Below are 24,071 nucleotides of genomic sequence, written 5' to 3' on the forward strand. Positions count from 1 at the left end.
ATAGGAATTAAAACGTGTGGACTAAAACAGATATTGCAAAACTACCAACACCTAAGCCAATTAGACTGTGGAACTGGATCAGTATCATGCTACTGGTATTTGTGTGTGTATTATTTTTTATGCTGTTTGTTACTTCTGTGAGTGTAAGCAATAATACACTTTTTATTGTGATTCTTAGTGGTATTACACTATTTGTAACGGGATTGCTATTTAGTGTACGCATTTTTTTGTATGGTTTAGAAGAGGAAAAAGTCAAAATTTGGGATGAACAAATCAAAAACCGTAATAAGCAATGGCAAGAATGGTCAATGCAATCGTTGGCAGTGCTTGGTAGTGTTTTCATTACGCCTCAAGATTTATCAGTTGATGACCTATTAAAAAATCAAGGTCAATTGCATTTTTCTGCCCATGAACTTTTTAGTTTTCGTAAAACTAATCACAGATTTTATCTTGAATCCTATGAATGGATATTCGCTAATTTTTATGACTATTTAAATCAAATAGGCAATAACTATACACTTAAGGTGTTATTACTAGGTTCGCCTGAATACCACATTGAACAAACAAAATTGATTCGACAGGCATATAAGCAATTAGGCGGAAGTCTTCCTCTTGAGTTTGATTATCAGTCAATATTTGGTTCACAGCAGGATGATATTAATCAGCTCATCGATAATGAAGAGCCTATGCTCTATTTGATTATTGCAGATAATGCACAGTCAACCGATAGTTCTGCATTTATGAGTGCTTTATTACTGGCTAATGAGTCTTTATACACAAACATCCCAAATTTACGTGCGCAAAGTTACGTTTTACGATCAATGCAAACAAATCGGGATGAATTTCCTATGGCAATTGCACAAATGCATGAAATTCAACCCGCATTTAGTCATATTGAACAACTTTGGTATAGTCAATTCGATGAAAAAGCTGTAGCGGATTTGAGAATATTATTTTTTGAATATGACATCATACTTAGCGAAATGGAGTACCCTGCAATCTATCCGTTAGATACCTATTTCGGTCATCCCAGTAAAGCATTAAGTTATTGGTTACTCCTTGCTTTAACAACACAAGCTGTAACAAAAACACAACAAACACAACTTGTAGTAGCGAGTATTCTGGATAATCTATGGTTTACCGTAGTATCGCCCCCCATAGATGATAATGTAACGGAGTGAATTAGTTGAGTGGTTTATTATGACTTTAACACTTCGCCCCGATTGCGACAGTGCCCTCAAACATGCACTAACCGCCTTACAACAAAAAATCCTACACTCACTTGCCAAGTGGCCGAGTATTAAAGGACAAAGCACCCCCGAATATTCCAAAGCACTGTGTAGTGCGATTAATGGCAAAAAACGCCATAGACAAGCAGATTTACAGGCTTTAGCGGCTGCTCGAGGTGGATTATGTTTAGCAAAGCATACACCACCATGAATGATAAAGTCACATGGCAATGTGCTAAGGGACATCGGTGGCAACGCGCAGCGAGTTTCATTCAACTTGGGCGCTGGTGTCCCTACTGTGCCCATAAAACCTATACCATTGAAGATAGCTTCCTGTAAATCAAATAACTCACCGGTTAACTGACCAAAGCTACGCGAAGTCATTATATTTTGTTTTGGCGTGGACATATCATCTAACTCGATACAAGAAGTTCCTTGTAGCTCCAGTAATGTACTGCTGCCTAGATAGCTAGTCAATATTTAGACGAACTGTTCAGAAAATACACTACTACAATAACACATTTTTTGGGCTAAATTCTCTTGGATGACTCCATTCTATACTGAAAAGTAAAACCGTTAAATCACTTGCGAATTCTAAGCTTTGTGGACTTTAATGGACTATACTGGATGTTATATTGGAGCGGGAAACGAGGTTCGAACTCGCGACCTCAACCTTGGCAAGGTTGCGCTCTACCAACTGAGCTATTCCCGCATATTTGAAGACTTCTAAAGAAGTGGTGAGCATTATACAAAAATTTTTGTATCTGACAACCACTTTTTTCTTTATTTTTTTTGTTTCCAGCTAAGTGATTCAAAAACACCAAAAATAAAAAGACGAAGTGCTTTATATTTGTCCTGCTCTTTTTCTTGGTTTGTCATCGTTGATTGTAACATCCACGCTTGTAAACCATGGGTTATAGCAAAAGCGATTAATCCAACATAGGCTACAATGTTTGCCGGTCTTGGATAAGGGTGGATAAGATTAAATAAAAAAAACAACCAAATTAAGGAATATAAAACTTTACCAATAAATATAAACATTAAACATCTTCTCGTATAAAAAGGTAGCTATGTACCTGCCCTGCGGTTTTTTCGCGATGTAAATACCAATTGCATGGAATATCATTCATGACATTATAATTTATTTCAGTCTCAATGTAGATATAAGCAGAAGGTTTAAGCCAACCATTCTCTTCAAGCTGGCTAATGGTTTTTGCCACCAATGCTTGATGAAAAGGCGGATCAATAAATACTATATCAAATTGTTTATAAGCTGAACGATTAAGCCACTGTAAGGTATCAGTAGGATAAACATCAATAGCTGTGCTTGCTAACAGTTGTGTGTTTTTGATTAAGAGTTGAGCTGTTTGTTTATCTTTCTCAAGTAAAGTAACACTCTGCGCACCGCGCGATGCAGCTTCAAAGCCTAATGATCCGCTTCCCGAAAAACAATCTAAACACTCACTACTATGTATAACTGGCATTAACCAGTTATACAATGTTTCTTTTACTCTATCAGTGGTTGGGCGCAAACCTTGTTTATTTAGAACTGGCAATTTACGCCCACGCCATTTGCCGCCAATAATTCTTATCGAACCATTCATTTAAAATCCTTAAGTTAGAATAGCTCTGAAGTATTACCTTGTGAATCAGTCACACTGGTACCGACTTCTTGTGTCGCATATGTTGTGGGTTCAGTTCCTTTAATAAAATACTCTGACATGGTTTTCGCACCAGGGTTAGGGAGTAATCCTGTTTTCTGATCGATCGTGACAGAGATAACATTTTCAGGTTGTACATCTTCTTTTACTGGCACATCTTTTAATGCTACTTTCATATAATCAACCCACACCGGATTTGCTGTCACAGCGCCCGCTTCGGCTCGGAAAGTGCGTCCTAATTCCCTGCGATGATCATCAAATCCCATCCAAACAGTTGTAACAATATTCCCACCAAATCCTGAAAACCAAACATCTTTGGACTGATTGGTCGTACCTGTTTTTCCTCCCACATCTTTTCGACCTAAAGCTTTAACACGCCAAGCCGTGCCTTGCCAATCAGAGCCGCCAAAGACGATAGAGCGTAGACCATCTTTCATAATAAATGCAATACCACTATTTATAGTATGAGGCGCATATTTAGGTGTATTATCATTTGTTTTATTAGCATCATTAATGTCTGGTAATATCAATTTATCATCAGATTTAAGATTGGCTTGTTCAGGCTCTTCATTACCTGACTCATTAGCGACATCTTCAACATTATTAAGGGATAGATGTTTTGAGTCATTAGAGACTTCATCATCCTGACAATTGTGACAAGCAATTAAAGGTTGATGCTGATATATCACCCGATCACCATTATTTTCTTCGATTTTTTCAATTAAATAAGGCGAAATCAAATAACCACCATTAACAATAACCGAATAAGCTCTTGCCACTTGTAACGGCGTAAATGATGCTGATCCAAGTGCTAAAGATTCATTATGTGAAATGTTTTCCTTTGGAAAACCAAAACGCTCCAAATAACTTGCTGCGTAATCAATACCAATGGCCCTTAATGCTCTAACCATCATCACGTTTTTAGACATCCCTAAACCAATTCTTAAACGAAGTGGTCCTGCGTAATTTGGAGGGGAATTCTTAGGTTGCCATATTTGGCTACCGCTGGTACGAACAATAGGCGCATCATTGAGCAAGGTAGCCATAGTCAATCCCTGTTCTAATGTAGCTGTATAAATAAAGGGTTTGATGTTTGAACCTAATTGACGTAGCGCTTGTGTTGCCCGATTAAATTTACTTAAATTATAATCATAACCACCTACAATTGCTTTTATAGCACCATTATCAGAATCTAATGAGACTAGTGCCGCATTTACCGCAGGAATTTGTGCTAAATCCCAATTGTCACCTGATTTTTTCACCCAAATTAATTGACCTGGTTTTAGTGTATCAGATACTTTTTTGGGAAACGCACCTTGTTGGTTATCACTAATAAATGGACGAGCCCACTTCATACCAGCAAATAATATTTTAATATCACTTTTATCGGATAAAACAACTTTGGCTTCGGTATCGGAAGATTGCATAACAACCCCTGGACACATTTGGTTGTAACAAATATATTTATCTAACGCTTGCTGAATTTGTTCTGCATTCAACGGTGGTTCGTTACTTTTCCACAATATTTTTTCAGCACCACGATAACCATGTCTTATATCGTAATCAATAATATTTTTTTGGACGGCCTCAGTTGCTGCTATTTGGTCTGTTTTGGAAATAGTTGTATAGACTTTATAACCATCAGTATAAGCATTTTCACCAAATTTATCATACATAAATTGTCGTGCCATTTCAGCAACATAAGGGGCTGAAAATTCTATCTGTGGTGAATGATAACTCACGCTTAATGGTTTTTTTATCGCTTCATCAAATTGAGCTTGGGTAATATAGGATTGATCAAGCATACGACCTAAAACCCAATTACGCCTTGTCAAAGCGCGATCAGGATGAGATATTGGATTAAAAGCCGAAGGTGCATTAGGTAAACCGGCTAATAATGCAGCTTCATCGATAGTTAACTGATCAGGGGTTTTACCAAAAAAGGTATAAGCAGCAGCAGCAACGCCATAAGCTCGCGAGCCAAAGTTAATCATATTAAGATAGAGCGCCATGATCTCTTCTTTGGATAACTCTTTTTCCATACGAATCGCTAAAATCATCTCTTTTACTTTACGTGAGATACTTTTTTCTGGCGTTAAAAAAAAGTTTTTTGCCACTTGTTGAGTGATAGTACTACCACCTTGTGAAAAGCCTTTCTGTTTCACGCCAATATACATTGCTCTGACAATACCAATAGGATCGATACCAAAATGTTCATTAAAACGAGCATCTTCGGTGGCAATCACAGCATTAACCACAATTGGCGGAATTTCATCATACTTCAATGGAGTGCGTCGACGTTCACCAAAAATAGCAATCAATTCACCATCTTTACTTAATACTTGCATTGGTGTTTGTAAGCGCACATCTTTCAATGTCGCAACATCGGGTAAATCCTTTGAATAATAGGCATATCCAGCGATCCCAATAATTAAACCACAAAGAAAGCAGCCGATTAAAAGTTTTAGAATAAATTTCAACACTCTAATTAATATCACAAATTATTCCTAATTTAATTTTTAAATAAAATATGGGCAACAAATGCTATATTTGTTACCCAAAAATGTTTTAATTCATATAGTTGTGAATAAATATATCATTAATTTAGTAATCCAGCGCTTATGGTAATTACACGCTTATATGATAAAAATAACATAATTATGGATATTATCTCCCATATTAAGCTTAATTTTAAGCAATTTTTAACAACACCATGTAATAATTCTGTTTTATCAAGATCGAGGCATTAATATGTGGAGCACAAAACTCACTAATTCTTATCAACAAATTGCTATTTTTTCAATTTTTTATTTGATTTTAGTCATATTGTGTTTATTACAACTTGCTCATACCACATTAAATAGTTATACCTTTATTGTGGCATTAATCTTGGTTATCGAATGGTTTCGAGCGCTACACTATTGCAAAACAATAAAAGGAGAATTTGCTTTATTTCACCATATCAACCAGATATATTGGCATAAACAACGTTGGTATTTATTACGCAAACCTTTATTGCTTCGCTATATGATAATTCTTAATTTACAATCACGTCATAATGGTAAACGTTGCACACTTTTATTGATGACAGATCATACAATACCTAACGATTGGCGAACGCTACGTTATTATTTGTTTCAAATTGAATTGATTGATTAATATGAATCGTTTTCATTAAATTGTTAACAGATATTAATGCGATTTTCTTATCCAATAGTGATAAGGTTCCGATTCTATTTGAGATGCTATTAGCTCATGATCCATATGCCTACAAAAACTTGGCACATCACGCGTTGTGGCAAAATCATCTGCTACAATATGAAGAACTTGACCTATCTCAAGTTCTCTAATCGTTTTTCGAATTAACATAATAGGCTCAGGACATCGTAACCCTAACGTATTAAGTTCTTTATCAAAATTAAGATTCATAAAATTATTCAGATTTGTTAAAGAAATAAATGACTCAGATAATGAGGAACAGCGTCATCAACATTTGATCCAATGACTTCTAAGTTAGGTAATCGCTGCTTTAAATCTGCGCTAGCATTTTCCATGATACAACCTTTACCCGCCAAAGATAACATCTCAACATCATTCATGCCATCACCAAATGCGATACTATCTTTTAATTCGAGTCCCAATTTTTCAACAACTTTTTTAAGTGCACTACCTTTTGACACATTTTCCGCCATAACTTCAAGACAGTTTAATGACGAAAATGTGATACTTACTTTATCGCCATATTTTGCATCAAGTCTTTCTTTGATTTTTACTAAATGTGGGTGAAATTCATCGCCACTTGTTGTGTAGTAGATCTTAGCGATATCATCAGTTGCAAAATCAAGCGGATTAAAAAACTGATAAGTAAAATCAGTATCACGAAAAAAGCTTAGAGAATAAGTATCTTCTTTATTGATAAGCCAATTATCGCCACGATACACATGGGTATAAACTAGTGGATCATCAATACATTCTTTAGCAAGTTCACTGGCTAAGTGTGGTTTAATACTTTGACTAAAAACTAAATTACCCGCACTGTCATGTACCCGAGCACCATTAGATGTAATCATAAAAGCATCAATTTCCATATTTTCACGCATTTGCGCGACATCAATATGATGGCGCCCAGTCGCAAACACAAAATGAATATCTTTTTGGCGTAAAGCTTGAAGCACTTGTTTTGTATAAGGTGATAAGCTATGCTCAGGCGTTAATAAAGTACCATCTAGATCAGAAGCAACAACACGAAACATAATATTCTCTATAGTGATAATAAGTTGTAATGATGATAAATAGAAAGCTTTATAATTTGAAAATGATAAATTATAAGCTAAGTAAACCATCAAAAATAAGACCTTGTATAATACAACGCTGTTCTCATTTACTCAACTAATTGTGGGGTTATAAAAATAACTAATTCTCTTTTCTGTTGTTTTTTACCTTTATATTTAAATAAGTTACCGACCAAAGGAATATCACTAACACCGGGCACATCACGTTTGGTTTTATCATTTAACTGTTGAAAAATCCCCCCTAGTACAACAGTCTCACCACTTTTAACCATAACTTGTGTTTTAATTTCTTGCGTATCAATCGCTAATGCTTCCCCACCATCACGGCGTTTAATAGAACGACCGGTAGTGTTTTGTGTAATATACAAGTCTAAAATCATTTTTTTATCATCAAGTATTTTAGGTGTGACTTCTAAGCCTAAAACCGCCTGTTTAAATTCAATTGTCGTTGCGCCATTGTTACCACTTGATACTTCGTAAGGCACATCTGTTCCTTGTTTAATCGACGCCGTATTTTGATTGGCAGTTAATAAATTAGGGCTAGCAATAATTTCAAGTTGATTTTCCGATTCTAATGCTGATAGTTCTAAATTAAGTAAACTACCAGAACGTTTTGCTAAGTTGAATCCTAAAGTTGAAGTTGAATTAACCACACCAAGCCCAACATCAAACTTGTCTAGTAATTGTGAGGATCCTCCCGCATATCCCCATTTAATACCAAGCTCATCCATACTTTCATCACTCATTGTGACAATATGTGCTGATATGTGTACTTGTGGCATTGGTTTATCAATAACTTCAACCAGTTTTTTAATCAGATAAAATTGCTTTGAAATGTCGGTGATGACTAATGAGTTTGTCCGTTTATCCATCACAACACTACCTCGTTCCGATAATAAGCCTTGCTGCTTAATGGCATCGATTAACGTAGTCAAATCGGCATGGTTAACAGCAATAGAAAGTGTCTTTAATGCTTGTGTTTGCTCTTGTTGTTTCATCTCAGCTTGCTGTTTTTGTAATAACAGTTCAGGATCGTCAGCTTTGGAAATGAATAAAATATTATCCTCTATTTTTGCCTGTAAATTTGCTGATCGAAGAGCGATATCTAAAGCTTTTTGCCAATCCACATCACGTAATTTAATAGTTTGCTTCACAGACAGATCATCAGCCATAACTAAATTTAATCCTTTACTGTCAGCCAAAGCCTGTAAAATGATAGCAATATCGGTTTGATAAAAATTGATTGAAACCTTGTTTGAGATACTCAAATCAGGTGTTCGATAAGCCGTGATTTGGTTGGCATCAATCTTGGTAGTCACTACTATCATTATCAACAGACCCAGACTAACAACCTTCAATTTTAATTTCAATTCATTTAGGAGTTGATAAAAAAAACACATCATTTGTTTACTGTTCATTTAATTGCATCATCCATTGCACTGTGTCATGACAATAGTTCGTAAGATTTGCTTGCCAGATAATTTGATCATTTTGCAAAGATTGTATAAACCAAGGAAATAACACATGTGGCACAATATCATCGGTAATTGATAACCACTGATTTTCAGAATAAAGCCAAATTTGATGATACGAATTATTCGCCTGAGCTATTATCCCTTTAAATTGCCAGACTTTGATCTGCTTAAGTAAACTCTCTTGTTGTTCACTACACGCCATTTGTTGAGATGGTAAAAAAGGATCACGATTTACTCCATCATCGCCGCGAGAAAAGGAACTTATTAATAACAAAAATTGTGCTATGAAAAAGTTAATTTTCACTCAATCCCCTTTTTGAATAATAATGTAAAAATAATTTGAAGATACGTTTCTTGATTGGTTATAGTTAAACTTTCAAAATCCAAATAAAAATAATCATTATTGAGTTCGGATAGAAAGTGAATAAAATTACTAAAATTACCTTTAAGTCCAACTTCCCACCTATAACCCGTATCAGTTTGATGATATTTAAACATGTTTAATACTAATTGATTTTTCTCGATAAAATATGCAAGTTGATTTTGATTAATCACGCGCAATGCATGTTGTTTTCCTGCTTGATAACGCGCAATTTTTAATTTTGATAACTCGATTTGTTGCAACTGTTCTTGGTATAACGTTCGCTGTTGTATTAACTCATTTCTAATATCCTCAATTAAAACTAAATAACCTATTAAAAACGCAATAATGGGAAATAAAATGCAAATTAAATACTGTTGCCAAAGTGGTCTATAAAAAAAATCATTATTCATGTAGCGTTAAATCCATATCAAACAATAAACTTTGATTATCACTACTGATCGTTTTAATGTGTCCTTGCTCAATAAGGTCTTGCTGTAATAAATTTAAATTAAAGTCTGTAATATCTTTATAGTTGAAGCTATGTCCTAATAAACTCACTTTATTGGTGGTATAAGTAAACGAAGTCAACCAAATATTTTGTGGTAAAAGTTGTGAAACCAATAATAATGACCATTTGATTTGCTGTTGACTTGGTGAAGAATCGGGCTTATAAGTTGAAAGTTGATAAGCTAAGTTTTGTTTAATTATTTGTTGCTTAGAACTTTGTGTTAAATAATAATCTAATTCATTGCGAACTTGTAGCCACCAATAACAAAATAGGCAGCTTAAAATTCCAATTAAACTTAATGTAGTCATTGTTAAATAGAGTTTATGCGATTTATGTTTTGCTTGTCTCCAAGGTAAAAAATTGAATTTATACTGTTTGAAAACATAACCGATAAAACTCAACCGACAATGATATTTTTTAAATAGCTCAATCCATTGATTCACATATTTACGATCACAAATCGCAACCATTAATTGTTTTTGTGATTTAGCCAAATAAACAAAATCAAAAAACGAGTGACTTGCTGGTAATTCAAATAGTTTATAGATAGAAGCTTCAATATATAAAAGTATTTCATTTGAATTTAACTTAACTTGGGGAATCTCAAGTTTAGTTGATTGAATATAATCTTCATGCAAATTTAATTCAAAAGACGTAAGTGTAGGTAACTTTTCTTGTAATGCACTGAGCAATATGTCAATATCAACAAAGTTCTGATAAGGATATTCCATTAAATCTTCAGGCAATGAAGCTGTTAATCGATCCCGGTTGTTTACTACTTTATACCGTATGATTGATGGCTCAATAAACATAACCACTCGATATTTATTTATGATCTTCATCAATTAGCAATTCATGTAATTTAATTTTCATGGCTCAATCATAAGCATCGTCGCCAAAATAAAAATCGCAAAAACGTGTTTTTGTGAAGTATCATCCAAAAAATGTTTAAATTTAAACCGAACAAGGTTATTTTTGCAGAAATATAAAAAAAAAGGTTGACTGAAATAAGACGTGCCTTATAATGCACATCCACACGGTAAGGGTGATTAGCTCAGTTGGGAGAGCACCTCCCTTACAAGGAGGGGGTCACTGGTTCGAACCCGGTATCACCCACCAATCTTTACCGTGACGTTTTAGAAATAAAACCTTTGGGGTGATTAGCTCAGTTGGGAGAGCACCTCCCTTACAAGGAGGGGGTCACTGGTTCGAACCCGGTATCACCCACCACTTTTAGCAGTTTTCTACATGGGTTGTTAGCTCAGTCGGTAGAGCAGCGGACTTTTAATCCGTTTGTCGAGCGTTCGAATCGCTCACGACCCACCATTTTATCCAACTAAATCAAATCAAAAAAAACAAACCTCATAAAAAAGTAACGCGATGAGAACGCCAGCGTTCGACAAATTTGTCTGGAACAAATTTGAACAACACGCAGTGTTGGCCCGAAGGGGTGAGGCACACGATGTGCCGAATAATCATGCTCACGACCCACCATTTTCGTTACACTCAGTTAAATCAAAAAAACAATTTCATTTTCCTCCTCTTTATCTTCACCTCTAATTATTCTTTAAAATTATTAACCATTTCAAAAACTCTGCTGTAGAATATTTACCCATATTATCCAAAAAATATAAGGTAATATTATGAAAAGAATTCTTGTAGCAGGATTAATAACATTGGCATTACTAACCGGTTGCGAGTCATCAACACGAACTAGTTTTTATAATGATCCGGACATTCTTTATAAAAAGGCAACAACATTAAATGATGCTGATGCACAATTTGCTTTAGGTTGTAAATATTTTTGGGCAGATGATCCTAATTATAAACAGGATTATGTTGAGGCTAGAAAATGGTATGAAGAAGCAGCCAAGCAAGGTAATGTACCTGCACTAAATAATTTAGGGATAATATATGCTCAAGGAAAAGGTGTAAAGCCTGATTACAAAAAGGCGATTAAGTATTTTGAACAAGCTGCACAAAGTAATTTCCCTAATTCACAAAGATATTTAGGATACATTTATTGGCAAGGGCTAGGTGGTATTCCTAAGGACATAGATAAAGCTAAAATGTGGTTTGAAAAAGGAGCAAATCAAGGAGATGGTAAATCTATAGCCGGATTAGCTACAATTTATATACTCAATGATAAAAACTACCCTGCCGGATTAAAACTGCTCAAGGACGCGTTAAAAGACAATAAGCCAGAAGTACAGACATTAATGGGAGCATTATATTATAATGGCACAGCCGTTCCCAAAAATATAAACGAAGCTAGAAAGTATTTCGACTTAGCCTGTAAAAATGGATTTCAGAAAGGCTGTGAACTATTAAAAGATATAAAATAACGGCTGATAATTATATCAAAACAGCTAATGATTTTTCATCATTAGCTGTTGTATGCTAATTAACACTCAAAATATCTGATTACTTTACAATCAAATTGTTAAAGTAAATTCAATCAATTACGCTATAATAAAAAATTAAATACGATAAAATAAACAAATTATTTATCTATTGTAGGAAGTTGTATGCTAAGGTTAGGTGCTAAATTATTTTTGCTTTTATGTTTTAGTATGGTTGTCGATGCCGAGCAACAAACTTTTTTCGATTTTAATCATGAATATCAAAAAGCAACAGAACAAAATGATGCCAATGTCCAATATCATTTGGGCGTTATGTATGCCAATGGCACGCAGACCAATAAACGCCAATTCAAAGGCATTGAACAAGGAATTGATGAACAAGCCGAAACACAATCGCAACCAGATTATATTAAAGCTAAGGAGTGGTTTGAAAAGGCAGCCAATCAAGGCCATGCTAATGCACAACACCAATTAGCCGTTCTTTATTATAATGGACAAGGAACCAAACAAAATTATCAAGAAGGAATAAAGTGGGACACAAAAGCTGCTAACCAAGGCGATCCTATTGCTCAATATACTTTGGCAACACTTTATTATCAGGGAAAGGGTGTAAAACAAAATTATTTTAAAGCAAAACAGTGGTTTGCTAAAGCTGCAGAACAAAACTACGCTGATGCTAAAGATCATTTAGCAATCGCATCAAAAAAAGTCGCTGCAATAATAGCTTCACAACAAGCTAACAAAAAACAAAAAAGTACTGTTGATTGTGGTTGCGACTAATAAAGATGCATTACGATACATTTGTATATACTATTACTGTTAACAAAGTAACAGTAATAGCATTAAACAGTCAACTTATCAATTAGTTAACCCATAACCAAATGGATACATTGCTTGCATATCATTAGATAAATCTGACGCTTGTTTGGCTACACTTTCCATCGAGTCAGGCAGCGCAAATGGCATTTTAGCTATATAGGACTTATCCGAAAATAATCTTTCAAATAGTACATCATCTTTCACGCCAAAATTAGCCACTATCGCATTAGCATTATTTTTTAAAGGAGTGAGTACCGCAGGCCTATCTAAATACACCGTTACTACAACCGGATGCTTTTGGCTTGCTTGCGTAATAAAAGTAATATCTTTGTCATTGGCAGGAAAAGCTAACGAACCTTCATGATGTTTTATGCCAAAAAAGTAACTTTTATGATTTTGCTCATAAGGAGCATTGATGCGTGCAACAACCACATCAGCTTGATCTAAATTATCAACTATATTGACCTTATCTTTCAGAAGATTTTTAGCTTCCGGTAAAAATCCATATAAATATACTTTACTGTTACTTTTTAGTGGAAGTATATTTTGTTTGTTTTCAAGCAGAACAAGTGAATTAAATTGCGCTAGATCCGCTATCTTTTGAAAGTCTGGGTTACCAACAAAATTACTAGCCTTGGTTGAATCAATGTAAGGATTTTCAAACTGCCCTAGTGCAAATTTTTGAACCAAGATAGCTAAAACTGAATCATCTATAAGTTTTTCATTTAACTTTTTATTTTTAACGGCTGAAACAATAACTGAACTATCACTAACGCCACCAAATTGTTGGACGCCTGCTTGAATTGCTTTAATAAAGCGCTCTTCAACTGTTAAGCTTTCAACGCCCCAAGGCATACCTTCAGCTTTTGGCGCTACACCTGCTGGAGTTCCATTCACACAAACCTCATTACAATCTTTTGTGATGTTCCAATCACTCATAATGATACCTTTAAATTTATAAGTACCTCGCAAAAGGTCCTTTAATAAATATTGATTAAATCCACCACCTACCTGCTCTATTTTATGATTATTTAATTCTGCATTTTTTAAGATCGAATACGTTGGCATAATTGCAGCTACATTTACCTCAAAAGCACCTGTAAAGGGAATGATATGCTCTTTTAAACTGTCTTTTTTAGTGAATAATGCATATTTACCATAAGCACTGTGACTATCTAATCCATCTTCAGCTGCACCATAACCAACCCAATGCTTAACAACGGCTGCAACACTTTGCGAATTTAAACCCTCTTTACCATTTTGCATACCTGAAATATAACCACGTACCATTTTTTTACTTAATTGAGGATTCTCACCAAATGTCCCTTCAAAGCGAGCCCAGCGTGGTTCTGTTCCTAAATCAGCCATAGGCGATAATGCTTGGGTTACACCTAATGAACGATATTCTTGACGAATAATATCACCATATTGATTTATATCTTTCTCGCTACCAATTGCCGCCATACCTAATGTCCCAGGCCATTGGCTAAATCCGCTTTTACTTGTTGCTCCATTTGCATAATAAAAAGTATTTCTAGGATCGACACTAATGGTTAAGGGAATAGATAAGCGATCAGATTCGGCAATTTGTTGCAATTGATTATTTTGCTCAGCAAAATCTTTTGGATTTACTTCTAATCGTGTAATTAAGCTATTAACTTTATCTTTTAAGACTAATTCACTTATTTGATCTAAATTGTATTTATCGCCATGACCCAGTTCATCATTCAAACTTCGGGCATTACCATGCATCATCATACCGGCTTTCTCTTCTAATGACATTCTTGCAAGTAAATCTTTAGCCCGTTCAAGTGGCGTTAATCGCCAATCCTCATAAGGTGTTAACTTACCATCCTTATCCATATCTTTGAATTTAAGATTATCGACACTAATTATCTTCAATCGATGACTATCAATTTTAACTTGATCAATAGCTAATAGTGGATTAACGACCAGTACACTACTTATCAGCAATGCTAATTTTAATGTTTTACATTTCATTTTCTACTCCTTAAATGATTTATTATCTATGAGATAAATTTTTACTGGATTAAAAAACAAAAAAACCTAAACACTTTGTTATCCAAAATGTTTAGGTTTTGCCTGAAAAACCTGAAGATTTAACAGTTACAATCCGAATGAGTTACGCCATAACCTAACACTAATATTGAAAAGTTGAAAACATAATTAACTATATTTAGTACAATTGTGATAATAATCACATTATTAATCAATTTATAATCTATAAATTGAAAATGAGAACTTAATTTATACTTTTCAAGCAAACTTGAATCCAATTATAAATTGATTTATAAACTCATCGCTTCGCTAAGCGACATATTGAAGCTATTATACAACTACAAAAAGTACTATCTTTTACCAATCAAAAAAACAGCAATAATGACTCAATAAATAGTTTATTAAGTGCCTATAACCCTAACATAAAAATAAGAAAAACCGATCAATCGATTATAATTGATACTGTATTTAGTATTAACGAAGATGATTTTGATGTTTTATTTAAAAAATCAACTTGAAAAAATAGTGCTGAAGCAAATACTTAATTAAATTATATAAATCAATATGGTAATTCAGTTAAGAAAAATTATGTTATAGCTTGGGGATGCGTTAAGCTTGCTAGCGAATACGATCTTGTTAATGCCCAATATTATTTAGACATCATTTATCAATAAATGATTGAGTTTTGAACACGACATTTATATCACTAAATCTTATTCACAACAAACTTATAAAATCACTCAAAACAAGTTTGAGAAAAAACAAAAATATTGTTTTGATAACAATTTTACTATCATAAATTTAAGTAGAATTTAACTTGCAAAAAACACATACATAACTAGCCGATAAGCAATATAAAACATCACAGCACCGACAATGCAGTCCAAAATTACCCACATTCTTTTTTGTTTAAATAAAGGAGTAAGTAATCGTGCTCCATAGCCAATGCTAAAAAACCAGATAAATGAAACACAAACTGCACCAATCAAAAAAGCCAATTTTTGTTGACTATTTAACGTGCCCGCAATACCGCCAACAATTACAACAGTATCCAAGTATACATGTGGATTAAGTAAAGTGACGGCCAAGGTTGCCATTACAACTTTTACCCGGCTAGTGTTATCAGTGCTTTGCGATTCTATTTGCATGCTGCTTGTACCATTAATCGCACTTTTAAATGCACCAAAACCATACCAAATTAGAAAAAGCGCGCCCAATATTGCCAATATATTGGTAATTAACGGATTACGACTAATAAATGTACCAAGACCTAAGATACCAATAGACATTAAGCCAAAATCACAGACAAAACAAATTGCTGACACATAAAAGATATGGTTTTTTAATAATCCTTGTTTTAAAACAAATAAATTTTGGGCGCCAATAGCAATAATTAAGCTGGCTGAAATTAACGCACCGTTCACTATTTCTGAAAGCATTGGTTATAACACCTAATTAAAAATGACAGGTATTATTATATAATCATGTGTTACAATCAAGTTGTTATATCTATTAAAGAAAATCGACTAACTGTCTTGGTTGTTTTGTTCTAACCAAAGCGGTTGATTACGATTTTTATTCAAGTAGAGCATGACAATACCAATGGCTAACCAAACTACGCCAACAATTTTCGCATCGTTATCAATATGCAGTAATACCGGTAATAATACTACAATACCAGCAACAGGTACTAAGATATCAAAAACCCAAGAGAGCCATCCTTTAGAAGCTTTTTTGAATTTAAAATAACCAATTACTGCAACATGTAACATTATAAAAGCAGTTAATGCACCGACATCAACAAATGAGACTAAAGTAGACAGCCCCTTATCATTATTTGCCGCAATAACAACTAAAACTAAATTAAAGATCGCCGCAAATAAAATTGCGACAGTTGGCACACCACTTTTTTGACCGACTTTGGCTAAAAATGAAGGTAAACGTTTATCTCGTCCCATACTAAATAATAAACGGCTTGCTGCAGCCTGCCCAACCATTGCTGCAAATGATGCACCGATCGCTTTCATTAAACTTAACGACCATCCTAACCATACATTAATTTCGTGATTAACAATGTCATAATAAGCTTTACCTTTTAGTTCAGGATGACTATTTAAATAATCTGCACTATATGGATTAAGTAAAGCACCAACATAAATTTGTACTACAAATAAAGCACCCGCTAAAACTAAACAGCAGATAATCGCTCTACTCACTATGTTACGTTGACCACTATTTTCTTCAGAAAAAGTAGCAATTGCATCAAAGCCTAAATAAGATAAAACTGCGATAGACACCGCATTAAATAATTTGCCCCAAGTAAATAAATCACCACCAATAAAAGGATGTAACCAATTGCGGCTAATATCACTATTTGCGATAATCCAAATACCCACCAATAACACAGCAAATAGTATAATAATTTCAAGAAGTAAGATAATTAATGTGATTTTTGCTGATTTTTTAACCCCAATTAAATTTAATGTTGTGGTAATAACGACGGCTAAACAAGTCCAGATCCATACAGGCACTTCCGGAATTAATGCATTTAGTGATATACCACTAAATAGATAAGCAACAGCAGGAATAAACATATAATCAAGTAGCAATAACCAGCCGACTAAAAAACCAGCATTGGGATGAATACCAACAGAACAATAGGCATAAACTGCGCCGGCATGTGGTAAAGCACTAGCCATTCTAGCATAAGAATACGCGGTAAAAGCCATAACGAAAGTAGCAACAATATACACTAAAGCAATGGCACCATCACTGATCGCATATAACACACCAAATAATCCTACTGGTGCTGCTGGACCAATAAAAAGCAATCCCAAAATCACTAAATCTCGGAATCGCATATTTTTCTTTAACTGCTGCATAATCATACTCTTATTACATTTCATTCAATAAAATAGAATGTTATACGATTAATGCAAAACAGACTAAGATCAGCTAGTTATTAGATTATAATTATAAGTTATATAAAATAGTTAACGTTGCTCTCTAATCTCATAGGTATAAGACATTTTGGCTGTTTTACCTAACATAATTGAAGCACTGCAATATTTTTCTGAAGCAAGCTTTACCGCTTTTTCAACGCTTTCGTTGTCAATATTTACGCCGGTAATCACAATATGGAAATTAATTGAGGTGTAAACCTTGGGTGAAGATTCTGCCTGCGTTTTATCAATATCAATCCAAAGATCACGCACATCTTTTTTATTATTTTTTAAGATAGCGATAATATCATAAGCCATACAGCCAGCAGCACCGTGCAGTAAAAGTTCCATTGGACGAGCGCCACGATTACGACCTCCGTGCTCAATGCCTCCATCCATGACCAATGAGTGGCCACTTGCGGTTTCACCTAAAAAACCAAAATCATCAATCCACTTTAAACGATCTTTCATTATTTCACTCCTTTCAATATAAAATTGTCATAATATTTTGTGACTTCTTTTGAATTACTCAATAACATAAGCTTTTTTGATCATTATGTCATCTTTTAGCGTATTAGTTTGTTATCAAACTGATTTCTAATATTTCATTATTTACTCTTTGATAGATTGCTACTATTCAAATATGTCAGGTAAAATAACCAGCCAATGAGAAAAATAATCGACACTGTCGTTAAAATAATTAACCCAGTCATCAATTTATCTAATTAACAAATGGAAAAGTGATTAGTTTTACGTTAATCACTATAAGGACTTAAAATGCTTGTTGAATTTGTTATTTTCATCTGTATTGGCGCATTTGCCGGTTTGCTGGCTGGCATGTTTGGTATTGGTGGTGGTGCATTAATCGTTCCAGCTTTGATTTTTACGCTTGACCATTTCAATTTTGGTAACAACTGGATCAACCATATTGCAGTTGCTTCATCATTAGCAACAATCATTGGTACGAGTTTATCATCAAGTTGGTTGCAAAATAAAAACCATAATATTCAATGGTCTGTGTTAAAGAAAATGGTATTGGGTTGCATTGTCGGTACAATAATTGGATCGTATATGACCCCTTATATTCCCGGTATCTATCTTAGGTGGATCTTTATAGCTTTTCTGTTTTACATTGGCGGAAAATTTATTTTTAAGACCAGTAAAGTTAATAACAGTCAAACCACTCAAAAAATAAGTACAGGGAATAGTATTTTTTTGCTTGTTGGTGCATTTATTGGTGTTTTTGCGGCATTGGTCGGCGTAGGTGGTGGTGTATTAGTGGTACCATTCTTGAAAAAATGTGGTATCGATATGCGTAAAGCAATTGGCACATCAGCGGCATTTACTCTGCCAGTTGCAATAGGTGGAACAATTGGGTATATCATTGCTGGCTGGAACATTCCAGAACTTCCTCAATACAGCCTTGGATTTGTGTATCTACCCGCTGTATTTTCAATTATGCTAGCCAGTATACCTATGGCTAAAGTTGGTGTTCAAATAGCACAAAAATTATCAATTAATAAATTAATCAAGTATTTTGGTATTTTTTTATTACTGTTAGCACTAAAATTATTGGTATCTTCTCTGTAATGAGAATATAGCATTTATTAATCGTAACAAATAACGAGGATGGATAAAGATAAGATTAAGTCATTTTTAAAAATAAGGTCGCTAAAGCGACCATATTTTAGTAAATCATCTATTCAAGGCTATCTTGCCTCTTTAACAGCTAATCCTAATTGCCATACTGCCATCGCATAATGGGTACTGTGATTATAACGTGTTATGGCATAAAAGTTAGGTAAACCATACCAAAATTGATAACGATCCCCCATATCCAAACGTAGTAAACTTGCTTCTTTGTAACCATCTAAAGAACTTTGTGGTTTCAAACCGGCATTAGCTAAGGTTTCAATTGAATATTTAGTACTAAACCCAGTATCAAGTGATAAAGGCGCTTGACCATTCGCCATAACTGCTACTTTTTTGTCACGTTTCCAGCCATGAGCTTTAAAATAATTAGCAACACTACCAATCGCATCGACAGGATTCCAAAGATCGGTATGACCGTCACGATCAAAATCTACAGCATAATTTCGGAAAGCTGATGGCATAAATTGACCATATCCCATCGCACCTGCAAACGATCCTTTCAAATCAAAGGGATCGACACCTTCATCACGACACATTAACAAGAAATCTTCCAACTCTTCAGAAAAGTATTGCGCGCGTCTAGGATAATAGAAGGCAAGTGTAGATAAAGCGTCAATAATAGTTGTTTTACCCATTACTCGCCCCCAACCAGTCTCAACACCAATAATCCCGACAATAATTTCGGGTGGCACACCATATTCTTGGTAAGCGCGTTTCAAATCTGATTCATACTTATTCCAAAAATCAACACCTTTAGGTATATTGCTATCAGTGATGAATTTATTTTTATACCGAATCCATGCACCATTTGGTATCGTTGATACACCAGTTTTTGGTGCTTGTTTATCCATCAAATTAATCACCCAATCAAGTTTATTTGTTTGAGCAAGTACATTTCGCAATTGTTGGCGATCAAAACGATATTTATTGACCATTCGATCGATAAATTTTTCTTTAGTAATCTCTAACGGACCGCTATTGGTTAGCGGTTGATTATGTTTTTGTTCTAGGTAAACACCGCCTTTAACATTCGTATGTCCTCGATGTTCTTGCATCGGTGTAGGTGAAGATTGCTTGTTACTTGTACAAGCAGCAAGCAATAAAATCATAGAAGCTACGATAACAATACGTTGCATAATTCATCCATATTTTGTTAATTAAAACAATAAGCAATGTCCTAAAATTATTGGCGTTACTCAACAATATTAGGACTTGCTTTTCCTTCTGATATCTGTTGTATATTATTTAAAGTTGTGTCAGATATATTTAATAATGCTTCTTGAGTTAAAAAAGCTTGATGCCCTGTAAAAATCACATTATGGCATGATGATAAACGTCGAAATACGTCATCTAAAATGACATCATTAGATTTATCTTCAAAAAATAGATCTCGTTCGTTTTCGTAAACATCCATACCTAGCGCACCGATTTTGGTCTGCTTTAACGCTTCGATTGCAGCAGTTGCATCCAATAAGCCACCACGGCTGGTGTTGATAATCATTACGCCGTTTTTCATTTTGTTAAATGAATCTTTATTTAATAAATGATAATTTTCTGGTGACATTGGACAATGCAGCGTGATGACATCTGATTTTGCATAAAGTTCATCTAATTGAACATACTGAGCACCTAATTCGACAACGATATCATTTGGATAAGGATCATAAGCAAGAATATTCATGCCAAACCCTTTTAAGATGCGAATAACTGCTTGACCAATTTTACCCGTACCTATCACCCCTGCGGTGCGGTTGTGCATGTTAAAACCAGTTAAACCTTCCAGTGAAAAATTAGCATCACGGGTACGCTGATAAGCTTTATGAGTTCGACGATTAAGTGTCATCATTAACGCAACAGCATGCTCGGCAACCGCTTCAGGTGAATAAGCCGGTACTCGCACGACGGTAATACCCAATTTTTTAGCTTCAGCTAAATCCACATTATCAAATCCAGCACAACGTAATGCTAATATTTTAATACCATAATGGGCTAATTTTTGTAGAACTTGCTTATCAACTTCATCATTAACAAATACACAAACGGCATCAAATCCTTGCGCTGTAACCACTGTTTTATGACTAAGTTTATGTTCATAGTATTCAATCTCAAAGCCATATTTTTTATTAGCAATCTCTAAATGTTCTTTATCATAATGTTTACTGCTAAAAACCGCTATTTTGATTTTACCTTTCATACTAATTAACCTCTTTCAAATTTATGCAATGAATATCGTGATTATTTGTTTTAAATGTTTTTACTTTAAGTCTGCCCTAAAAGAGTTTAACTCCCTAGATTAAGATTGTTATTAAAATAAGTCAAAACTGATTAAAATTTTTACTTTTAGTCAATCTAGTCAGAGTAAAACGCTTTTTATTGGCTTTAACAATTATTTGTTATTAATGTGCTATGATATCACTTTGCAAAAAAACTAACCATTAATGTTAAATAATGAATAACACGCAAAACACCCTCTTTAAAACCATCTTTACAACTAAAATGCTCATCTGTATTTTTACAGGTTTTGCATCTGGTTTGCCATTTTATTTGTTACTACAACTTTTACCTGCGTGGTTAGAAAGCGAAGGAATAAATATTAAAACAATTGGTGCATTTTCTTTAACACAAATTCCTTATATTTTTAAATTTGTTTGGGCACCTTTTATGGATAATACCTCATTATTCCATTTAGGCAGGCGCCGAGGCTGGATGCTAATGTCGCAAATGATATTAGTATTATCCATTAGTTTATTAGGTTTTTTATCACCTTCACTCAATATTTGGCTCATTGCCACTCTTTGTTTTATTATCGCGCTGTTCTCGGCGACGCAAGACATTGCTTTAGATGCATTTAGAAGAGAGATCTTATTTGATAATGAACTGGGTCTAGGAAATAGTATTCACACCAATGCCTATCGAATTGCAGGACTCGTACCTGGATCATTATCGCTTATATTGTCTAGTTATCTAGCTTGGCACAGTGTTTTTATTATTACTGCGTTATTTATGATTCCAGCTATCATCATGACGTTATGGGTCAAAGAACCACTTAACCAACCAGTTAAAAAACATAATCTTGAAGCGATCATCATAAAACCATTTAGTGAATTCATCACTCGTCAAGGTGTTAAAAATGCAATCATTATTTTAGCCTTCATATTTCTTTATAAATTGGGCGATAGTATGGCAACCTCTTTAGCTACACCTTTTTATTTACAAATGGGTTATAGTCGATTAGATATTGGTTGGATTGCTAAAAACGCGTCTTTATGGCCGAGTGTTTTCGGTGCATTAATTGGTGGAATATTGATGATCAAAATTGGAATTAATCGAGCGCTTTGGGCTTTTGGTTTTGTACAAGTTATTTCCATTTTAGGCTTCGCTTGGTTATCGATTGAAGGACCATTTACAACCATTACCGGTTATCAACAAATTATGTTAGCCATTGTTATAGGATTTGAAGCATTAGGGGTGGGTTTAGGATCTGCCGCATTTGTCGCGTTTATCGCTAAAACCACTAATCCACTTTATACAGCAACGCAGTTTGCTTTATTTACAAGTATCGCATCAATTCCCAGAACATTGATAAATGCAACGACTGGCGTGATGGTCGAACATCTAGGTTGGACAACCTTTTTTGCTTTATGTACGATTTTAGCCTTACCAGGTATGCTATTATTAATTAAAGTTGCACCATGGAATACACAACATTAGGAGAGAATATGGATCAATTAAATCAGGCTTTTGAATTTAGACATGCATGTAAAAAATTCGACATCAATAAAAAAATCAATGATGTCGACATGGAATATATTTTAGAAGCAGCACGTCAATCTCCATCGTCATTTGGCATGGAGCCTTGGCATTTTGTTGTGGTGAGCAATGATAAAATTAAAATGCAATTACGTGCAATTTGTTATGACCAAGAACAAGTAACTAGCTGCTCACATTACGTTGTTGCCCTTTATCGTAAGGCTAATAATTTTACATTACAAAGTGATTATTTGCGTCGAACCATTGCTCGAACATTACCGAATCCAGAGGATAAAACCGCTATCGACATTGCTTGCCAATCCTTTATCAATTTTTGTAAACATGGACTCGCTGATGGTTTAACCCTCAATCACTGGTCAGAAATGCAAATCTATATAGCAAGCGCAAATATGATGACAGCAGCTGCTTTTAAAGGCATCGATTCTTGTGCAATAGGTGGGTTTGAGAGTGATAAAGTCATCAAAATTTTTGAAAATACGATTCCTCAATTCAGCGGCCAAGTATTTGGTGTTGGACTTTGTATCGCCTTTGGATATCGGGCTGATGAACCTAGTTCACCACATATTCGCTGGCCACTTACCGATATGACAACTTATTTACCTAATGACAAATAAGGCAGTAATTACCTTCACTCGTCACTAGGCGAGATGAAGGATAAGTCAACTAACATTTCACTACCTATTATTTCACTAAATTATATAGCGCTTCTGCATCAGAAGAAGCGCAATCTATTATAAACTCAATGCCTGATAAAATATTACCGAGTTGAGGATCATTAACCTGTTGTTGTACCGAATTTAACATTTGTTGTGCCCAACTAATTTTGGAAAGCACTGACTCGACTTTTTCTATAGTAGTATTATTCATCTTATATCCTTTTAGTTTATACGGGTAATCTAAACAGATAACCGGAATAAAATTATAAAAAACTTAAAAAATTAATTTTAATCGTTTAAAAAAGCAAATTAAACAAAA

At 34.4% G+C, this 24,071-nt stretch carries 25 protein-coding genes and 4 tRNA genes; 12 read left to right on the top strand and 17 right to left on the bottom strand.

Annotated elements, in window-relative coordinates; genetic code table 11:
• Nucleotides 1–14 precede the first annotated feature (14 nt).
• Genes A9G03_RS09210 through A9G03_RS12875 form a run of 3 tightly spaced genes read left to right on the top strand, consistent with a single transcriptional unit; the run spans nucleotide 15 to nucleotide 1,568 of the window.
• Nucleotides 15–1,181 carry a YrzE family protein gene (locus tag A9G03_RS09210; RefSeq protein WP_065799023.1) on the top strand — a complete coding sequence of 389 codons (1,167 nt, stop codon included), beginning with the start codon at nucleotides 15–17 and terminating at the stop codon, nucleotides 1,179–1,181.
• Nucleotides 1,182–1,200: 19 nt separating this feature from the next.
• The gene (locus A9G03_RS09215; RefSeq protein WP_065799024.1) at nucleotides 1,201–1,440 is read left to right on the top strand and encodes a hypothetical protein; all 240 of its coding nucleotides are present in this window, start codon (nucleotides 1,201–1,203) and stop codon (nucleotides 1,438–1,440) included.
• A complete protein-coding gene (locus tag A9G03_RS12875; RefSeq protein ID WP_442903113.1) occupies nucleotides 1,437–1,568 on the top strand; it encodes a zinc-ribbon domain-containing protein in 132 nt (43 codons plus the stop codon). The genes A9G03_RS09215 and A9G03_RS12875 overlap by 4 nt, the downstream gene beginning before the upstream one ends.
• A gap of 297 nt (nucleotides 1,569–1,865) precedes the next feature.
• Here the strand turns inward: A9G03_RS12875 and A9G03_RS09220 are convergent.
• The 4 genes from A9G03_RS09220 to A9G03_RS09235 all read right to left on the bottom strand — a co-directional run bounded on the left by A9G03_RS09220 (nucleotide 1,866) and on the right by A9G03_RS09235 (nucleotide 5,379).
• Nucleotides 1,866–1,941, bottom strand: a tRNA-Gly gene (locus A9G03_RS09220).
• A gap of 71 nt (nucleotides 1,942–2,012) precedes the next feature.
• Nucleotides 2,013–2,270 carry a DUF1145 domain-containing protein gene (locus tag A9G03_RS09225; RefSeq protein ID WP_065633311.1) on the bottom strand — a complete coding sequence of 86 codons (258 nt, stop codon included), beginning with the start codon at nucleotides 2,268–2,270 and terminating at the stop codon, nucleotides 2,013–2,015.
• Nucleotides 2,270–2,833: a 16S rRNA (guanine(966)-N(2))-methyltransferase RsmD gene (rsmD, locus tag A9G03_RS09230; RefSeq protein ID WP_065799025.1), complete on the bottom strand. Its 564-nt coding sequence runs from the start codon at nucleotides 2,831–2,833 to the stop codon at nucleotides 2,270–2,272. Before rsmD ends, A9G03_RS09225 begins: the two co-directional genes overlap by 1 nt.
• 14 nt (nucleotides 2,834–2,847) lie before the next feature.
• Entirely contained in the window at nucleotides 2,848–5,379 is a 2,532-nt protein-coding gene (locus A9G03_RS09235) for a penicillin-binding protein 1A (protein ID WP_065799061.1), read from the bottom strand.
• Between the two features lie 262 nt (nucleotides 5,380–5,641).
• On the opposite strand from A9G03_RS09235, the gene A9G03_RS09240 reads away from it, so the two are divergent.
• Nucleotides 5,642–6,049, top strand: coding sequence for a protein YgfX (locus A9G03_RS09240; protein ID WP_065633309.1), 408 nt, complete (start codon nucleotides 5,642–5,644; stop codon nucleotides 6,047–6,049).
• 33 nt (nucleotides 6,050–6,082) lie between these two features.
• On the opposite strand, the gene tusA is transcribed toward A9G03_RS09240, so the two are convergent.
• From tusA to A9G03_RS09270, 6 genes are all read right to left on the bottom strand, one after another.
• Entirely contained in the window at nucleotides 6,083–6,319 is a 237-nt protein-coding gene (tusA, locus tag A9G03_RS09245; RefSeq protein ID WP_065633308.1) for a sulfurtransferase TusA, read from the bottom strand.
• Between the two features lie 17 nt (nucleotides 6,320–6,336).
• The gene (locus A9G03_RS09250; protein WP_065799062.1) at nucleotides 6,337–7,143 is read right to left on the bottom strand and encodes a Cof-type HAD-IIB family hydrolase; all 807 of its coding nucleotides are present in this window, start codon (nucleotides 7,141–7,143) and stop codon (nucleotides 6,337–6,339) included.
• Between the two features lie 128 nt (nucleotides 7,144–7,271).
• A complete protein-coding gene (locus A9G03_RS09255) occupies nucleotides 7,272–8,501 on the bottom strand; it encodes a secretin N-terminal domain-containing protein (protein WP_218837113.1) in 1,230 nt (409 codons plus the stop codon).
• Between the two features lie 88 nt (nucleotides 8,502–8,589).
• Nucleotides 8,590–8,961 carry a hypothetical protein gene (locus A9G03_RS09260; protein WP_065799026.1) on the bottom strand — a complete coding sequence of 124 codons (372 nt, stop codon included), beginning with the start codon at nucleotides 8,959–8,961 and terminating at the stop codon, nucleotides 8,590–8,592.
• The gene (locus A9G03_RS09265) at nucleotides 8,958–9,431 is read right to left on the bottom strand and encodes a hypothetical protein (RefSeq protein ID WP_065799027.1); all 474 of its coding nucleotides are present in this window, start codon (nucleotides 9,429–9,431) and stop codon (nucleotides 8,958–8,960) included. Before A9G03_RS09265 ends, A9G03_RS09260 begins: the two co-directional genes overlap by 4 nt.
• On the bottom strand, nucleotides 9,424–10,371 hold the full coding sequence (locus A9G03_RS09270) for a PilN domain-containing protein (RefSeq protein WP_082209436.1): 948 nt from the start codon (nucleotides 10,369–10,371) through the stop codon (nucleotides 9,424–9,426). The genes A9G03_RS09265 and A9G03_RS09270 overlap by 8 nt, the downstream gene beginning before the upstream one ends.
• Before the next feature lie 201 nt (nucleotides 10,372–10,572).
• Between A9G03_RS09270 and A9G03_RS09275 the strand changes: the two genes are divergently transcribed.
• From A9G03_RS09275 to A9G03_RS09295, 5 genes are all read left to right on the top strand, one after another.
• Nucleotides 10,573–10,648, top strand: a tRNA-Val gene (locus tag A9G03_RS09275).
• Between the two features lie 35 nt (nucleotides 10,649–10,683).
• Nucleotides 10,684–10,759, top strand: a tRNA-Val gene (locus A9G03_RS09280).
• A 20-nt stretch (nucleotides 10,760–10,779) separates the two neighbouring features.
• Nucleotides 10,780–10,855: transfer RNA gene (locus A9G03_RS09285), tRNA-Lys, on the top strand.
• 317 nt (nucleotides 10,856–11,172) lie between these two features.
• On the top strand, nucleotides 11,173–11,874 hold the full coding sequence (locus A9G03_RS09290) for a tetratricopeptide repeat protein (protein WP_065799029.1): 702 nt from the start codon (nucleotides 11,173–11,175) through the stop codon (nucleotides 11,872–11,874).
• Between the two features lie 183 nt (nucleotides 11,875–12,057).
• On the top strand, nucleotides 12,058–12,672 hold the full coding sequence (locus A9G03_RS09295; protein WP_065799030.1) for a tetratricopeptide repeat protein: 615 nt from the start codon (nucleotides 12,058–12,060) through the stop codon (nucleotides 12,670–12,672).
• 78 nt (nucleotides 12,673–12,750) lie between these two features.
• Here the strand turns inward: A9G03_RS09295 and A9G03_RS09300 are convergent, their stop codons facing one another.
• The 4 genes from A9G03_RS09300 to A9G03_RS09315 form a co-directional block, all read right to left on the bottom strand.
• A complete protein-coding gene (locus tag A9G03_RS09300) occupies nucleotides 12,751–14,712 on the bottom strand; it encodes a glycoside hydrolase family 3 protein (protein ID WP_065799031.1) in 1,962 nt (653 codons plus the stop codon).
• 830 nt (nucleotides 14,713–15,542) lie between these two features.
• Nucleotides 15,543–16,169 (bottom strand): LysE/ArgO family amino acid transporter, encoded by a 627-nt coding sequence (locus A9G03_RS09305; RefSeq protein ID WP_065799032.1) that lies wholly within the window; start codon nucleotides 16,167–16,169, stop codon nucleotides 15,543–15,545.
• An 87-nt stretch (nucleotides 16,170–16,256) separates the two neighbouring features.
• A complete protein-coding gene (locus A9G03_RS09310; protein ID WP_218837114.1) occupies nucleotides 16,257–17,612 on the bottom strand; it encodes an APC family permease in 1,356 nt (451 codons plus the stop codon).
• A 111-nt stretch (nucleotides 17,613–17,723) separates the two neighbouring features.
• Nucleotides 17,724–18,143, bottom strand: a complete 420-nt coding sequence (locus tag A9G03_RS09315) for an OsmC family protein (RefSeq protein ID WP_065633299.1) — start codon at nucleotides 18,141–18,143, stop codon at nucleotides 17,724–17,726.
• A 306-nt stretch (nucleotides 18,144–18,449) separates the two neighbouring features.
• Here A9G03_RS09315 and A9G03_RS09320 point away from each other — a divergent pair, with 306 nt between their 5' ends.
• Nucleotides 18,450–19,262 carry a sulfite exporter TauE/SafE family protein gene (locus A9G03_RS09320; RefSeq protein WP_065799034.1) on the top strand — a complete coding sequence of 271 codons (813 nt, stop codon included), beginning with the start codon at nucleotides 18,450–18,452 and terminating at the stop codon, nucleotides 19,260–19,262.
• A gap of 119 nt (nucleotides 19,263–19,381) precedes the next feature.
• On the opposite strand, the gene mltB is transcribed toward A9G03_RS09320, so the two are convergent.
• Entirely contained in the window at nucleotides 19,382–20,461 is a 1,080-nt protein-coding gene (gene mltB / locus A9G03_RS09325) for a lytic murein transglycosylase B (RefSeq protein WP_065633297.1), read from the bottom strand.
• Between the two features lie 56 nt (nucleotides 20,462–20,517).
• Nucleotides 20,518–21,507: a 2-hydroxyacid dehydrogenase gene (locus A9G03_RS09330; RefSeq protein WP_065633317.1), complete on the bottom strand. Its 990-nt coding sequence runs from the start codon at nucleotides 21,505–21,507 to the stop codon at nucleotides 20,518–20,520.
• A 266-nt stretch (nucleotides 21,508–21,773) separates the two neighbouring features.
• On the opposite strand from A9G03_RS09330, the gene A9G03_RS09335 reads away from it, so the two are divergent.
• Nucleotides 21,774–23,036, top strand: coding sequence for an AmpG family muropeptide MFS transporter (locus A9G03_RS09335; RefSeq protein WP_065633296.1), 1,263 nt, complete (start codon nucleotides 21,774–21,776; stop codon nucleotides 23,034–23,036).
• Between the two features lie 8 nt (nucleotides 23,037–23,044).
• On the top strand, nucleotides 23,045–23,710 hold the full coding sequence (locus tag A9G03_RS09340) for an NAD(P)H-dependent oxidoreductase (RefSeq protein ID WP_065633295.1): 666 nt from the start codon (nucleotides 23,045–23,047) through the stop codon (nucleotides 23,708–23,710).
• 67 nt (nucleotides 23,711–23,777) lie between these two features.
• Here the strand turns inward: A9G03_RS09340 and A9G03_RS09345 are convergent, their stop codons facing one another.
• Complete coding sequence (locus tag A9G03_RS09345; RefSeq protein ID WP_065633294.1) at nucleotides 23,778–23,963, bottom strand: hypothetical protein; 186 nt, start codon at nucleotides 23,961–23,963, stop codon at nucleotides 23,778–23,780.
• Nucleotides 23,964–24,071: the final 108 nt, after the last annotated feature.

The sequence above is a fragment of the Gilliamella sp. wkB171 genome (genome assembly GCF_001693755.1).
GTDB lineage: Bacteria > Pseudomonadota > Gammaproteobacteria > Enterobacterales > Orbaceae > Gilliamella > Gilliamella apicola_F.